Annotated in this window: 14 protein-coding genes; 9 read left to right on the top strand and 5 right to left on the bottom strand. The window is 70.2% G+C overall.

Going from position 1 to position 13,881, the window contains the following annotated elements:
* Positions 1 to 57: 57 nt before the first annotated feature.
* Genes QN315_RS05175 through QN315_RS05155 form a run of 5 tightly spaced genes read right to left on the bottom strand, consistent with a single transcriptional unit; the run spans position 58 to position 4,548 of the window.
* Positions 58 to 711 (bottom strand): GntR family transcriptional regulator, encoded by a 654-nt coding sequence (locus tag QN315_RS05175; protein ID WP_317135270.1) that lies wholly within the window; start codon positions 709 to 711, stop codon positions 58 to 60.
* A complete protein-coding gene (locus QN315_RS05170) occupies positions 704 to 1,651 on the bottom strand; it encodes a dihydrodipicolinate synthase family protein (RefSeq protein ID WP_323991851.1) in 948 nt (315 codons plus the stop codon). Before QN315_RS05170 ends, QN315_RS05175 begins: the two co-directional genes overlap by 8 nt.
* Complete coding sequence (locus QN315_RS05165) at positions 1,648 to 2,808, bottom strand: FAD-dependent oxidoreductase (RefSeq protein ID WP_323991849.1); 1,161 nt, start codon at positions 2,806 to 2,808, stop codon at positions 1,648 to 1,650. Before QN315_RS05165 ends, QN315_RS05170 begins: the two co-directional genes overlap by 4 nt.
* Positions 2,805 to 4,280, bottom strand: a complete 1,476-nt coding sequence (locus QN315_RS05160) for an FAD/NAD(P)-binding oxidoreductase (RefSeq protein WP_323991847.1) — start codon at positions 4,278 to 4,280, stop codon at positions 2,805 to 2,807. Before QN315_RS05160 ends, QN315_RS05165 begins: the two co-directional genes overlap by 4 nt.
* Entirely contained in the window at positions 4,267 to 4,548 is a 282-nt protein-coding gene (locus QN315_RS05155; protein ID WP_323991844.1) for a (2Fe-2S)-binding protein, read from the bottom strand. The genes QN315_RS05160 and QN315_RS05155 overlap by 14 nt, the downstream gene beginning before the upstream one ends.
* Before the next feature lie 103 nt (positions 4,549 to 4,651).
* Between QN315_RS05155 and QN315_RS05150 the strand changes: the two genes are divergently transcribed.
* The 9 genes from QN315_RS05150 (at position 4,652) to QN315_RS05110 (ending at position 13,762) form a co-directional block, all read left to right on the top strand.
* Positions 4,652 to 5,485 carry a transporter substrate-binding domain-containing protein gene (locus tag QN315_RS05150; RefSeq protein WP_323991841.1) on the top strand — a complete coding sequence of 278 codons (834 nt, stop codon included), beginning with the start codon at positions 4,652 to 4,654 and terminating at the stop codon, positions 5,483 to 5,485.
* The gene (locus QN315_RS05145; RefSeq protein ID WP_323991839.1) at positions 5,482 to 6,141 is read left to right on the top strand and encodes an amino acid ABC transporter permease; all 660 of its coding nucleotides are present in this window, start codon (positions 5,482 to 5,484) and stop codon (positions 6,139 to 6,141) included. The genes QN315_RS05150 and QN315_RS05145 overlap by 4 nt, the downstream gene beginning before the upstream one ends.
* On the top strand, positions 6,138 to 6,791 hold the full coding sequence (locus QN315_RS05140; protein ID WP_323991837.1) for an amino acid ABC transporter permease: 654 nt from the start codon (positions 6,138 to 6,140) through the stop codon (positions 6,789 to 6,791). Before QN315_RS05145 ends, QN315_RS05140 begins: the two co-directional genes overlap by 4 nt.
* The gene (locus QN315_RS05135) at positions 6,778 to 7,500 is read left to right on the top strand and encodes an ATP-binding cassette domain-containing protein (RefSeq protein WP_323991835.1); all 723 of its coding nucleotides are present in this window, start codon (positions 6,778 to 6,780) and stop codon (positions 7,498 to 7,500) included. The genes QN315_RS05140 and QN315_RS05135 overlap by 14 nt, the downstream gene beginning before the upstream one ends.
* A 140-nt stretch (positions 7,501 to 7,640) precedes the next feature.
* On the top strand, positions 7,641 to 8,540 hold the full coding sequence (locus QN315_RS05130; RefSeq protein ID WP_323991833.1) for a dihydrodipicolinate synthase family protein: 900 nt from the start codon (positions 7,641 to 7,643) through the stop codon (positions 8,538 to 8,540).
* The gene (locus QN315_RS05125) at positions 8,537 to 9,412 is read left to right on the top strand and encodes a transporter substrate-binding domain-containing protein (RefSeq protein ID WP_323991831.1); all 876 of its coding nucleotides are present in this window, start codon (positions 8,537 to 8,539) and stop codon (positions 9,410 to 9,412) included. Before QN315_RS05130 ends, QN315_RS05125 begins: the two co-directional genes overlap by 4 nt.
* A 17-nt stretch (positions 9,413 to 9,429) precedes the next feature.
* Positions 9,430 to 10,161, top strand: coding sequence for an amino acid ABC transporter permease (locus QN315_RS05120; RefSeq protein WP_176641780.1), 732 nt, complete (start codon positions 9,430 to 9,432; stop codon positions 10,159 to 10,161).
* Positions 10,161 to 13,043: an FAD-dependent oxidoreductase gene (locus QN315_RS05115; RefSeq protein ID WP_323991828.1), complete on the top strand. Its 2,883-nt coding sequence runs from the start codon at positions 10,161 to 10,163 to the stop codon at positions 13,041 to 13,043. Before QN315_RS05120 ends, QN315_RS05115 begins: the two co-directional genes overlap by 1 nt.
* Positions 13,040 to 13,762, top strand: coding sequence for an amino acid ABC transporter ATP-binding protein (locus QN315_RS05110; protein WP_323991826.1), 723 nt, complete (start codon positions 13,040 to 13,042; stop codon positions 13,760 to 13,762). The genes QN315_RS05115 and QN315_RS05110 overlap by 4 nt, the downstream gene beginning before the upstream one ends.
* Positions 13,763 to 13,881 lie beyond the last annotated feature (119 nt).

The following is a 13,881-nucleotide window of genomic DNA, read 5'->3' as shown; positions in this document are numbered from 1 at the left end:
TTGTTTTGGGCGAGCATCTTTATCCGACCGGATGCGCCCATCCGGTCGGATGATGCTCTAGCCGCCGCGAAGAATGTCCATGCAGTCCGTCGCGACATTGCGCAGATGGGTCAGCATGGCGGTCCGGGTGGCTTCGGCGTCGCCTTCCAGCAGCATGTCGAGGATGGCCAGATGCTCGACGGTCGAGGCCGGTACGCGCCCCAGCGGATAGGTGACCTCGCACAGGCGCGTCAGCGTCCGCAGCTCGTCTATGGTCTTGGTCAGGACGATGTTGCCCGAGGCGCGGGCGAACATCAGATGGATCTGGTCGTCCAGTTGCCAATGCGCGGCCGTCTGGTCGGGGCATTCCCCCAGGGCGATGACCTTGCCGCGCAGATCGACGATACGGCTGCGGTCGATCTTCCCGAAGGCCAGGTGGATCGCCTCGCTTTCCAGGACCTCGCGGATATGCATGCTCTGGAAGAACTCGGCGGCCGAGACGCGGCGGACGGCGAACGAGCGTGATCCCTGCTTGGTCAGAAGCCCCTCGGCGGCCAGGCGCATCAGGGCTTCGCGGACCGGGGTGCGGGAAATCTCGAGATGGTCGGCCAGCCGCCCCTCGACGACCGACATGCCGCCGGGCAGTTCCCGTTCCAGGATCATGCGCCGTATCTGCCCGTAGGCCAGCTCGGCCAGATTGAGTTCGCGTTCGGCTACCATGCTGTCAGTCACATTCCAGTTCCATTGCCAGCGCGCATTCTAGTGCCTGCGACAATTCCCGCCATTCCTGTTCGGACAGGATATCCGCGGCCTTCTTCGTGCGGCAGGAGGACCATTTCTTCTGCATGACCAGGCAGGCCTTCAGGCGCAGCGTGGCCCGGCCGGCGGGCGGGCGGCCGTAAATCAGGTTCGCCAGGGGCTGGATGGCGGCATGAATCCGGCGGGCGGTGCCGAGGTCCCCGGCCTGGACGGCGGCCCATAATCTGCCGATGCTGCCGGGCAGGATGGCCGCGAGGCTGACGAGGCTGCCGGTCGTCCCGATTGCGAAGCAGGGCAGCAGATGCTCGTCGCCCGAGGCCATGACCTCGACATGGGGCGCCACGCGCGCCGCCAGCGTGCGGTGGCGGTCATAGGCGTTGGTCTCCCAGCTTCCTTCCTTGACCGCCACGATCCGGGGCAGCCGCAGCAATTGTTCCAGGATGGGCAGGGAATAGGCCATGCCGCCGCTGCCGACCGAGGACTGGTAGAGCATGACCGGCGCGTCCACGGACGCGCAGATGGCGCGGTGATGGGCGACGATCGCCTCGGCATCCTGCGAGACGGCCCAGGAGAAGGGAGGAAAGACCAGAAGGGCGTCCGCCCCCGCCGCGACCGCGTCCCGGGCATGCCGGCAGGCTTCGGCGACGTCCTCGGACAGCACCCCCGAGACGATGATCTTCTCCGCGCCGATCGCGCGCCGGGCGGTCTCGACGACGAGACGTTTCTCTTCGCGGTCCAGCAGGTGGTTCTCTCCGGCATGACCGTTGCAGAGGATTCCCACGATGTCCGGCGTGGACGTGCAGTCCTTCAGGTGCCGGGCCAGGCCGGGCGCGTCGATGGTCCCGTCCTCGCGCAGGGGAAGCAGCGTCGCGGCGTAGACGCCCCGGAAGGGGGTCGCGGAAGCAGGGATCATGGCGTGTGTTCCGGAAGGCTGGGCGAGGGGGAAAACCGGCGGGGATCGAATGCGCCCAGGTCGGGCGCGCCGCCAAGGATGCGTTCGGCCAGCAGGCGGCCCATATACGGGCCGCTGGTGAAGCCGGAATGGACGCATCCGATCACGAACGCGTCGTCGCGGGCGGTCAGGGCGCCGATCAGCGGCATGGCATCGGGCGTTTCGGATTCGAGGCCGAGCCACACCCGCAGGATCTGCGCCTGGGCCAGGCGCGGAACGACATGCTGCGCCAGGCGCAGATTGCCGCGCAGGTTCTCGGGAATGACGCGGGTGCCGCCTTCATGGATATTGCCCTCGCCCTGCCATCCGCCGCCGATCAGGACGCTGCCGTTCGCGAATTGCTTGAGCGACAGCAGGCCGTTGGCGATGCTGACGACGCTGCCCATGACGCGCGGCATCGTTTCGGTCACGGCGAGCTGGTTGACCAGGCACCGGATGGGGATGGCGTGGCCGAACCAGCCCAGCATCTTCTCCAGCCACACGCCGCCCGCCAGCACGATGCGCCGGGCAGCCAGCGGGCGCGCATGTCCCGCGCAGCGGACGGCATATCCGCCGGCCGCGCCGTCCGGGACGATCGCCTCGACCGCGCGGTGCGCGAACAGCATCACGCCCGCCTGGGCCAGCGCCTGCGCATAGGCCCGCCCGACGCGGTAGGCGGGGATGTGCCCGTCCAGCGCGCAATAGGCCGCGGCCCGGACCGAGGGGTTGAGGCCGGGTTCGATCGCCGCGGCGCGAGACGGTGGGACGATGTCGATCGGCGCGCCCGCCTGCCGCCGGATCCGCGCGCGGGCGCGCAGTAAATCCTCCTCGGCTTCCGTGAAGGCCAGGGACAGGCCCGGGGCGGCCAGCGCGCCGACATCCGCCCCCAGCCAGTCCCGGCTGGCCAGCCACATTTCGCGGCCGCGCATGGCATGGGGGATCAGTTGCGCGCGCGTCATATGCAGGGTCAGCGTGCCGGCATTGACGCCGGACGCGGCCCGGAACAGGTCCTGCCGGTCCAGAAGGGCGACGCGCATGCCCCCGCGCGCCAGGAACAGCGCGGTGGTCGCGCCCATGACGCCGCCGCCGATGACCGCGACGTCCACGGAGCCGTCGGGCCAGTCCTGAAGCGCGGTCACAGCGGGGCAGCCTTCGGCAGCGGTATGTCCGAATAGGCGAACGTGCCGGTCAGCGCCGCGAGGGGCAGGGGAAAGAAGGGCATCCTGGGCGTAAAGCTGCCGGCCTCTTCGGGCGGCAGGCCGCACGACGCGGCCAGCAGGCCACGCGCGCCGTCCTCGCACATGCGGCCCTGGCACGGGCCCATGCCGCAGCGGGTCCAGGCCTTGAGCTGGTTGAGGTCGCGCGCGCCCGCGGCCACGGCCGCACGCAGCGCCGCCGCCTCCACGCGCTCGCAGCGGCAGACGATGGCGTCGTCCGCGATGTCGCGGGACAGCGATGCGGAGGCGTTGAGAAGCGGCAGCATCCTGCGCGACACATGCTCCTGCCGGCGCAGCAGCATGCGCGGCCGCCGCGTCAGGGACGCGAAATCCCGCTCGGCGATGGCCCCCTGGTCCAGCGCGACGGCGTGGCCGGTGATCAGGCCCCGCAGCCGGGCGACCGCCGCCCCGCGAATGCCCGCGGCGTCTCCGGTCGCGTAGAGGCCCGTCCGGCTGGTGCGGCCGGACGGGTCCGTTTCCGGCTCCCAATAGCCGCCGGCCGCATCGAAGCGGTGCCGCGCGCCCAGGGTGCGGGTCAGCAGGGTTGCGGGCTTCAGCCCGTGACCGCAGGCCACGGCATCCGCGCCGTAGTGGCGGACCGCCGGTCCCTGCCGCGCGGTCCCCGCGACCGTGCCCGCAATCGTGCCCGCAATCGTGATGGACAATCCGTCTTCCGCCGGATGGATGGCGGCGATGCGGGCCTGATGGTGGATCGGGATTCCGGCCAGGCGCAGGCGGGTCATCCATTGCGCGGCCAGGCGCAGGCGTGCCGGGTCCCATGCCAGGGTGGCGGCCAGCCGCAGCCAGTCGCCGCGCCGCCCCGAATCGATGACGGCCACGACCCGGCCGCCCAGTTCCATCACCTGATGGGCGACGGAAAAAAGCAGCGGCCCGGCGCCCGCGACGACGACGCGCCGGCCGGGCAGCGTCCCGCCGTTGCGCATCAGGATGCTGGCGCCCGCCAGCCCGATGACGCGCGGGTCGGTCCAGCCCGGGAAGGGCAGGAAGCGTTCCGTCGCGCCATTCGCCACGACCAGGGCCCGGGCGCCGATCCGGTCGATCCCGTCCGGGCCGAGCAGGTCCAGTTCCATTCCGGGAGACGCGCCCCAGGCGCCCCAGACGCGGGTGGAAAAGCGTGTCCGGACGCTGGAGGCCGCCAGCAGGGCGCGCAGGCGGTCGCCGCCGGAAAATTCGTGATTGGGCGGCACATGCCGCCGCGCGTACGGCGTCGGCGCGCGATAGATCTGCCCCCCGGCCTGCGGCTGCTCGTCGATCAGGGTGACGGGCAGGCCGTGGCGGCTGATGGCCAGGGCCGCGGTCGCGCCGGCCACGCCGCCGCCGACCACGACCACGCCCACGCCCACGTCCACCCTGCCGCGCTCAGGACGCGACATAGGGCGTGACCGTCATGTCCGGCCGCACCGGGGCGCTGCAGGCATAGGACAGGATGCCGTCGATCAGCACGCGGCATTCCTGGCAACTGCCCATGAAGCAGAAGGCGCCGCGCGGCGCGCCGTCGCGCGGGGATGTGCCCAGGGCCACGATTCCCGCACGTCGCAGCACGGCGGCAAGAGGCTCGCCCTCGGCCCCCTGCATCGCGCGGCCTTCGAAGACGAAGCGGACGGAACGGCCTTCGTTTTCGCACGGGATCGGTTCGGGCAAGAAACTCTTCCTTGAAAGGGTTTTTGATCGTATACAGAGCGTATATGTTCATTAGAGCAGTGCCGCGGGGATCGCAATATCCAAGATGAGGAAAGCCCGAGACTTGAAACGGCGCGCGATTTGCATGGTCCTGGCCGCGACCGTCCTGTCGGCCCCGGCCGTGTTCGCCGGCCCGGCGGCCCGGGCGCGCGCGCTTGCCGACATCCGCGCCGGCGGCCATCTGAATATCGGCGTCAATCCGGCGCTTCCGCCGCTGGCGGACTACGATTCCCGTAATGCGCTCGAAGGATTCGACGTCGATGTCGGGACCGCACTCGCGGCGCGCCTGGGGGTGGCGCCGCGTTTCGTCCCGGTTTCGTCGAGCGGGCGGATCCCCTATCTGATGGCCGGCAAGGTGGACGTGGTGCTGGGCGGCCTGACCCGCACGCCCGAGCGCGCGGCCGCCATCGCGTTTTCCACGCCGCTCTATGCCGAAACGTTCGCCATCGTCGCGCCGGCGGCGGCGCGGGTGCGCGGGTTCGACGATCTGGTGTCCGGCCGTGTCCGGATGGTCGAGGTCCGGGGCTCCACGGCGGTGGCGTTCCTGCGCGCGCATGCGCCGCGGGCGCCGGTCCTGCTGCTGGGCAGCTATCCGGACGCGGTGCGTGCCCTGGCGCAGGGGCGGGGCGACGCGATGGTGGACGTCATCGAATATGTCGGGCGCTTCCTGGCCGCCGAGCCCCAGGCCGACTGGACGATCCTGCGCGGATTCGCCCCCGCCGCCGGCGCGGATTGCGTGGGGGTGGCCCAGTCCGACGCGGACCTGCTGCGCCAGGTCGACGCCACGCTGGCCGCCATGAGGCGGGACGGGACGATCGGGCGCATCTATCGCCGCTGGTTCGGCGTGCCCCCGGCGGCCCCAGCGGGAACGGCGGGAACGGCGGAGACGGCGCCATGACGGCGCTGCATTTCCAGCCGGTCCTGCAGCGCCTGCCGTTCCTGCTGGGGGGCGCCGCGACGACCGTCCTGCTGTCCGTCGCGTCCTTCGCCGCCGGCCTGGTCCTGGCCGCCGGCCTGGCGGTCCTGCGCGCGGAAGGGCGGGGGGCGGGACGGCGGCTCGGCATGGCCTACAGCACGATCATGACCAATACGCCGCAGCTTTCGCAGATCTTCGCGATCTTCTACTGCCTGCCGCTGCTGGGGGTCATGGTCTCGCCGTTCGCATCGGTCTTCATCGGCATGGCGCTGAATGCGGCGGCCTATCTCGCCGATATCCTGGCTGCGGGGCTGGGGCGGGTTCCGCCGCTCTATCACGACGCGGCGGCGGCGCTGGGGCTGACGCGCCGGCAGGCCTATCTGCGCGTCCTCTTTCCCCATGCGCTGCAGACGATGGCGCCGGCGTTGGCCAATCATTTCCAGATCATGATCCTGGGCAGTTCGATGGCGTCCATCTTCGGGGTCGAGGACCTGACCGGCCGCGCCTACGACGTCGGCGCGACAACCTTCCGTATCCTCGAGGTGATGCTGGTGGCCGGGGTGCTGTACGCCCTGCTGTCCGTCGCCCTGACGGGGGCGTTCGCGCTGGGGCGCAGGATGTTCGAGGGCGCGGCATGATCGCCTTTTCCCACTACGACGTCGCGCTGCTGTCGCGCGCCCTGTGGATGACGCTGGTCCTGTCCGTCGCGGGCGGCGTGGCCGGCCTGGCCGGCGGGGTCGCGCTGGCCTGCCTGCGGATGGCGCGCGGACGGCTTCTCGCCCCTCTGCGCTGGCTGGCCGCGGGCTATGTGCAGGTGGTGCGGCGCGTCCCGTTCATCGTGACGCTGTATATCGTGTTCTTCCTGACGGGCATGGCCGGGCTGGACGTGTCGGGAACGACCGTGGCGCTCTGGGCCATCGGGCTGATCGCGGCGGGATATATCGCCGAGATCGTTCATGGCGGTGTCAATTCCGTTCCGGCCGACCAGATCGAGGCCGCCGTCACGCTCAACCTGCCCCTGCTGGCGCGCTGGCGCTACGTGATCGTGCCGCGGGCGTTGCCGGTGATCGTGCCGCCGGCCGTCGGCTATCTGGTGCTGTTCATCAAGGATACGGCCCTGGCGTCGCAGGTCGGCGTCCTGGAACTGAATCAGGCGGGGGTTATCCTCTCGAACCGCGGGCTGCCGACGGTGCAGGTCTTTCTGGCCGTGCTCGGCCTGTATTTCGCCATTTCCTATCCGCTGACCCGCCTCAGCCGCATGCTGGAGAAACGCCTTGCCATATCTTGACCTGCGGGGCGTGACGGTTCGCCATGGCGCGCACGACATCCTGCGCGATGTCGGGCTGCAGGTCGGGCGGGGCGAGATCGTCAGCCTGATCGGGCCGTCCGGTTCGGGGAAAAGCACGCTGCTGCGGGCGCTGATCGGGTTGCAGCCGGTCGTCGGCGGGTCGCTGACGCTGGATGGCGCGGTGATCGACATGACCGCCGCTTCGGCCGGCCGCGCCCTGCGGGCCCATGCGGCGATCGTGTTCCAGCAATTCGGCCTGTTCGACCATATGTCGGTCCTGCGCAACCTGACGCTGGCGCCGACCGTCGTCGCCGGGCGCTCCCGCGCCGAGGCCGGGGAGGCGGCGCGCCGGCTGCTGCGGACGCTGGGCCTGGCGGACAAGGCCGATACCCTGCCGTCGCGGCTTTCGGGCGGCCAGAAGCAGCGCGTGGCGATCGCGCGCGCGCTTATGACCCGGCCCCGCCTGCTGCTGCTGGACGAGCCGACGTCGGCCCTCGATCCCCGCCTGGTGTCCGAGGTGACGGCCCTGCTGCGGGACCTGGCGCGTGGCGGCATGACGATCATCCAGGTCTCGCACGGCATGGACGCCGTCGCCGCCCTGTCCGACCGCATCGTGCTGCTGGAAGAGGGACAGGTCCGCGCCGTCGGCGCCGGGCCGCAGGCCGCGGCCGAGCCCCTGATCGCCGCTTTCATGAACGCCCACGGCTAGAGCATCATCCGATCAGATGGAATCATCTGATCGGATAAAGATGCTCGCCAAAACAATGATCTAGAGCCGTATCCGTGAACCAGTGTGAACGGATACGACTCTAGGCCGCCGCGCCGCCAGCCCAGAAAAAGGAAAATATCGTGGAATTCCGAGGAACGTACACCGTCATGATCACGCCCTTCGACGGGCAGGGGCGCGTCGATGTGCCGGCGCTGCGGCGCTTCACCGACTGGCAGATCGCGCAGGGTATCCGCGGGCTGATCCCCCTGGGCTCGACGGGCGAGTTCCTGTCCCTGACCGACGACGAGCGCGCGCTGGTGGCCGAAACGGTGATCGGGCAGGCCGCGGGGCGGGTTCCGGTTTTCATCGGAACGGGCGCCGAGAATACGGATGACGTCATCCGCTACAGCCGCCAGGCCGAGGCGCTGGGCGCGGACGGCGTGATGATCATCCCGCCTTTCTACTCGACGCCGACCGATGACGAATTGTTCGTCCATTACCGCCGCGTTTCGGATGCGATCGGCCTGCCGATCATGCTCTATAACAATCCGGCGACCGCCAACGTGGACCTGCTGCCCGAGTTGGTGGCGCGGCTGAGCGCGATCGAGAATTGCCGCCTGATCAAGGAATCCACCATGGATGTCACGCGGGTGCGGGACATCATCCGCCTGTGCGGCGACCGGATGGCCGTGTTCGGCGGCATCATGGGTTTCGAAAGCTTCGTGGAGGGCGCCGTGGGGTGGGTCGCCGTGGCCTCGAACGTCGCGCCAGGCGCCATGAGCCGGATCTTCGAACTGTGCGACGGTTTTCGCGATATCGGCGCGGCGCGCGAGATCTATCGGCGCCACGTGCCGCTGATCCGCTTCGTGGGCGGCGGCGGCTATGTCGCGGGCACGAAGGCGCTGCTGAAGCATATGGGGCTCGATGTGGGGATGCCCCGTCCGCCGCGCCTGCCGCTGCCGCCCGCACAGGATGCGCAGGCGCTTGAGATCGTGCGCGATCTCGACTTGCGTTTCACTCTGCGTTTCACCGGGGCATGAAGGCGGCGCGACCCGCCCGTGCCCGCGCCTGGATGGCGGTGCCGCTGCTGGCGGCGATCGCCCCCTGCCGCGTGGCCCCCTGCTGCGCGGCCCCGTGTCCCGCGGTGCCCGGCCTTATCGTACCCAACCTTATCGCGCCGGGCCGCCTGACGATGGCGACGAATCCGACCCTTCCGCCGCTGCAATATATGAGCGTGGACGGAAAGCTGTCGGGCATGCGGATCGTGCTGGGGCGGGAGATCGCGCGCAGGCTCTGCCTGGAACCCGCCTTCCTCTCCACGTCCTTCGCCCAGTTGACGCTGGGCCTGCTGGAGCGGCGGTGGGACGTCATCGATACCGGCATGTTCTACACCCGCCAGCGGGCGACGCTGATGGAGATGGTGCCTTATGAAATCCAGGCCATCAGCGTCAGCGTGGCGGACGACGCGCCCATCGCCGTTCGCGGCGTCGGCGACCTGGCCGGCCGGTCGATCGGCGTCGAGATGGGCGGGATCGAGGAACGCCATGCCCGCGATATCGACCGGACCCTGCGGGCGGCCGGAAAGCCCGGCCTGGACATCAAGACGTTCCAGAATGTCGGCATCGCCTTCGCGGCGTTGCGCGCGCACCAGGTGTTCGCCGTGTTCTCGATCGACGCCGTGGCGAAGCGCGGCGTGGCGCAGGGCGGCGTGCGCCAGGACCTGCGCGGCCTCTACCCGACGCCCGTGGCGCTGGCCCTGCGCGACGCCGCGCTGGCCGACCGGGTCGCCGCGGTCCTGAACGCGATGAAGGACGACGGCACGCTCGCGCGGATCATGGCGCCTTATGGCGTCTCTCCGCTTCCCGGCAGGATCGAGGCGTCCGGCCCGGGCCGCCTCTCCGACCGCTACTGAACGACAGGGTATCCGACATGCAGGTCTGGAACTGGCACGGGTTCTTCACCTATCTTACCAGCCCCTATATCTTTCGCGGCGCGCTGGTCACGTTGTGGATGACCTTCGCGGCGATGGTGTTCGGCTGTCTTCTCGGGCTGGCGCTGGCGGTCATGAAGCGGTCGCGGCGGCGCGTGCTGTCGGTTCCGGCGCGGTTCTATGTCTGGCTGTTCCGCGGCACGCCGCTGCTGGTGCAGCTGGTCGTGATCTATGCCGGGCTTCCGAAACTGGATATCCGGCTCAGCGTCACGGCCTGCGCGGTGATCGGCCTCAGCCTCAACGAGGCCGCCTATCTGGCCGAAATCATCCGGGCCGGGCTGAACGCCGTGCCGCCGGGCCAGATCGCCGCCGCGCGCGCGCTGGGCATGGATGAATGGCAGATTTCCAGCCGCATCGCGTTCCCGCAGGCCTTTCGCCTGATTATTCCGCCGCTGGGCAATTCGGTGAACGGCCTTTTGAAGACGACCAGCGTGACTTCGGTCATCTCGATGGAAGAGCTGATGCAGCGCAGCCAGATCCTGGTACAGGACCAGTTCATGGTGCTCGAACTCTTCTCGGTCGCCGCGCTGTATTATCTTTTCATGACCACGGCGTGGGATTTCCTGCAGCGCCATATCGAGCGCCATGCCGAACGGCCATACCGCCGCCTGTCCGCGTCCGGTTCGGCCGACCTGCCGGACCTGGCCGCCGCCAGCCGGGACGCGCGGTGATGGGCGACGCAATCGCCTTCCGTTTCGAAGGGCGCACCCTGATGGCCCGGCCGGGGCAGAGCGTGACGGCCGCGCTGCTGGCGCAGGGTGTCGTCGCCCATCGCACGGCGTGCGACGGCACGCGGCGCGGGCCGCTCTGCGGGATCGGCGCCTGCCACGAATGCCTGCTGGAGATCGATGGCCGGCTGTCCCAGCGCGGCTGCATGACGGCGGTGCGCGCGGGCATGGATGTCCGGCGCGCCGGGGCCCTGCCGGATGCCGGGGCCGCCGCGCCGCTGGGCACCATGCCCGACGCGATCGGCGTGGAGCGGTGCGACGTGCTGGTCGTCGGGGGCGGGTCGGCCGGGATCGTGGCGGCCCGCCTGATGGCGGCCGGGGGACTGGACGTGCTGCTGGTGGATGAGCGGCACGGGCCCGGCGGGCAATATTTCAAGCAGGATGCGGTCGGGACGCGCCCCCCCGACGCGCAGGCGCGCGACGGACGGGACGCGATCGCGGCGCTGAAGGACAGCGGCGCGCGGATCTGGACCGATACGCTGGTCTGGGGGGCCTTCCGCGAAGGGGAGGAACTGCGCCTCGGCGTTCTTCGGCGGGGGCGGGTCGGCTATGTCATTCCCCGTCACGTCGTGATCGCGACCGGGGCGCAGGAGGTGCCGCGTCCGCGTCCCGGCTGGACGTTGCCCGGCGTCATGACGACCGGCGCGGCGCAGACCATGCTGCGGGCCTATGACAGTCCCCTGCCGGGCAGGATCGTGATCGCGGGGAACGGGCCGTTGAACCTGCAACTGGCCGACGAACTCGCCAAACGGGGTGCTGCGGTCGCGGCGCTGGTCGAGGCCGCCCCGCCTCCCTGGACGCGGCCCGCGCTGGCCGCCCGCCTGACCGCCGCCGGCCCGTCGCTCGCCGCGACGGGGGGACGGCATTTGTCCCGGTTGCGGGTCGCCGGCGTGCCCGTGCTCTGGAGCAGCCGCCTGGTCCGTATCGAAGGGGCGGGGCAGGCGCAGGCCGTGATCGTCGCCGGACCGGACGGGCGCGAGCGCCGCCTGGACGCGGATACCGTGTGCCTGGGGGACGGTTTCGTGCCGGCCAACGAACTGGCGCGTCTTCTCGGCTGCAGGCATCACGTGTCCGGCTGGCCCGTGCCGCATCCCGAGGCGGGGCGGACGGCGGACGGGGGGACCGACCGGGCGGACGTCTCGATCATCGGCGAGGCCGGACGGTTCGGCGGCGCCGCCATCGCGCAGGCGCAGGGCGCGCTGTGCGCCGGGCGTCTTCTGGCCCTGTTCGGGAAGACGGTCCCGGTGGCGGCGGGCCGCGCGGCACGGCGGCGCTTCCGGCAGGGGCGACGCTTTCAGGATTTGCTCTGGCGTCTCTATGCGCCGGTCGCGGACCTGCCGGCGCCGGCGGACGACACGATACTCTGCCGTTGCGAGGCCCTGTCGGCCGGCGGGATCCGCCAGCATTGCGCCCGCGACGCGGTGCAGGACATCGCAACGCTGAAGCGGGCGACCCGGGCCGGGATGGGGCGATGCCAGGGGCGGTTCTGCCAGGCCGCGCTGGCCGCCCTGGTGCCCGCCCCGACCGGCGAGATGGATTTCGCCGCGCCGCAGATGCCCCTGCGCCCGATCCCGCTGGCCGCCCTGGCGGTGGAAAAGCCCGAATGGCGCGGGCACCGGCGTGTGGACATCCCGTCCGCCCTGGCGGGGCAGGGGGCCGTGCCCCTGGTTTCGGCCGGCGTCCAGGTGACGGACGTGGTCGTGATCGGCGGGGGAATCGTCGGGCTGTTCGCGGCGCTGTTCCTGGCGCAGGCCGGGCGCCGCGTCGTCGTGCTGGAACGCGGGCGCCCCGGCGCCCTGGCGTCGGGCGGCAATGCCGGCAGTCTTCATGCCCAGCTCATGGCCTTCGACGACAGCGCGGGGGCGGACGGTCCGTCGCTGCCGGCACGGACGCTCGCCCTGCAGCGGGATTCCATCCGGATGTGGCAGTCCATGGCGCCGTTCTTCGACCGCGACCTGGAGATCAGGATCTGCGGCGGCCTGGCCGTGGCCGAAAGCGAAGCCGACATGGCGCGCCTGCGGGCGAAGGTGGCCGTCGAGCAGTCGCTGGGCGTGGCGTCCCGCATGGTGGACAGCCGCGAATTGCGGGCGATCGAGCCGGCGCTGGGGGCCGGATTCCTCGGGGGCGCCCATTGCGCGGAGGAAGGCAAGATCAACCCGATGGCGGCCACGCTGGCGGTCATGGCGCGGGCCAGGGAGGCAGGCGTTGCGATCCGGCCCCTGACGCCCGTCACGGCGATCACGCGGGAGACGAACGGATTCCGGATCGTCGCGGGCGGACAGGTCTGGTCGGCGGGCGCGGTCGTGAACGCGGCCGGTGCCCATGCCGGGGAAATCGCCGGCCTGGTCGGCCGTCGCCTGCCGGTCTTCGGCGCGCCGCTGCAGATGATCGTGACCGAACCGGTGGCCCCGCTGGTCGGGTCGCTGCTGGCCCATGCCAGCCGTCATCTGACGCTCAAGCAGGCCGCCAACGGCACGCTGCTGATCGGCGGGGGCTGGAGCGCCGGGCTGGATGCGGTGCACCGCCATCCGCGGCCGGTGCGGGAGAGTCTGGAAGGCAATCTCTGGGTGGCCCGCAGGTTGATCCCGGCGTTGGGAAACGTGCACGTGGTGCGGAGCTGGGCGGCCATGAACATCGATATCGACGGGGCGCCGATCCTGGGCGAAAGCCCGGATGTCCCCGGATTCTACAACGCCGTCACGGCCAATGGCGTCACGCTGGCGCCGGCCATGGGGCGCGGCGTCGCCGACATGGTGCTCGGCACCGGGCGGCGCGCGGATCTCGACATCTTTTCCCCTCTGCGCTTTCAGGGAGGCTCGGCATGATCGTCCTGGACAACGTGACGAAATCCTATGGCGGTTTCCGTGTCCTCAATGGCTGCTCGGCGACCATCCGGCAGGGAGAGGTCGTCGTGGTCTGCGGGCCGTCGGGCTCGGGGAAATCGACGCTGATCAAATGCATCAACGCGCTCGAACCCTTCGAGGGTGGGCAGATCACGGTCGACGGCATGGCCGTCCGTTCGCCGGATGTCAGCCTGCCGGCCCTGCGCGCAAAGGCGGGCATGGTGTTCCAGAGCTTCGAGCTGTTTTCCCACCTGACGATCCTGGACAATGTCATGCTGGCCCCGCGCCTGGTGCAGAAGCGCCCCGCCCGGATGGTGCGCGACGACGGCATGCGCCTGCTGGCGCGCGTCGGGCTGGCGCAGCATGCGATGAAATATCCGATCGCCCTGTCCGGCGGGCAGCAGCAGCGCGTGGCGATCGCGCGGGCCCTGGCGATGCGCCCCTCCATCATGCTGTTCGACGAACCGACTTCGGCCCTGGATCCCGAGATGGTCGGCGAGGTCCTGGCCGTCATGGGCGAACTGGCGCGCGAGGGCATGACCATGATGTGCGTGACCCATGAAATGGGGTTTGCCCGCCAGGTCGCGGACCGGATCCTGTTCGTGGACCGGGGCGAGATCGTCGATGATTGTTCCTCGGTGGATTTCTTCGCGGGAAGGTGCGGCCCGCGCGCGCAGGCGTTCCTGAACAGCGTCTGCTGACCACGTCCCCGGGCCGGCAGTGGCACGCAAAGGGGGGGCATCCAAAATGGGACACACAAAAACGGTGCTGCGCCATTGTTCCGCTTTACGACTGAATTCGTACGGTATACAAATCGAAT

The organism is Nguyenibacter sp. L1 (assembly GCF_035199985.1).
Classification (GTDB): Bacteria; Pseudomonadota; Alphaproteobacteria; order Acetobacterales; family Acetobacteraceae; genus Gluconacetobacter; species Gluconacetobacter vanlangensis.
The sequence above is the reverse complement of the archived record's forward strand: the minus strand, read 5'-3'. Positions and strand labels throughout refer to the sequence as shown.

What these genes read in the sequence shown, in the direction of transcription:
- QN315_RS05120 (WP_176641780.1), top strand. Translation starts at nt 9,430, where the DNA reads ATGCAGGTCTGGAACTGGCACGGGTTCTTCACCTATCTTACCAGCCCC.
- QN315_RS05115 (WP_323991828.1), top strand. Translation starts at nt 10,161, where the DNA reads ATGGGCGACGCAATCGCCTTCCGTTTCGAAGGGCGCACCCTGATGGCC.
- QN315_RS05125 (WP_323991831.1), top strand. Translation starts at nt 8,537, where the DNA reads ATGAAGGCGGCGCGACCCGCCCGTGCCCGCGCCTGGATGGCGGTGCCG.
- QN315_RS05110 (WP_323991826.1), top strand. Translation starts at nt 13,040, where the DNA reads ATGATCGTCCTGGACAACGTGACGAAATCCTATGGCGGTTTCCGTGTC.
- QN315_RS05145 (WP_323991839.1), top strand. Translation starts at nt 5,482, where the DNA reads ATGACGGCGCTGCATTTCCAGCCGGTCCTGCAGCGCCTGCCGTTCCTG.
- QN315_RS05160 (WP_323991847.1), bottom strand. Translation starts at nt 4,280, where the DNA reads ATGTCGCGTCCTGAGCGCGGCAGGGTGGACGTGGGCGTGGGCGTGGTC.
- QN315_RS05140 (WP_323991837.1), top strand. Translation starts at nt 6,138, where the DNA reads ATGATCGCCTTTTCCCACTACGACGTCGCGCTGCTGTCGCGCGCCCTG.
- QN315_RS05170 (WP_323991851.1), bottom strand. Translation starts at nt 1,651, where the DNA reads ATGATCCCTGCTTCCGCGACCCCCTTCCGGGGCGTCTACGCCGCGACG.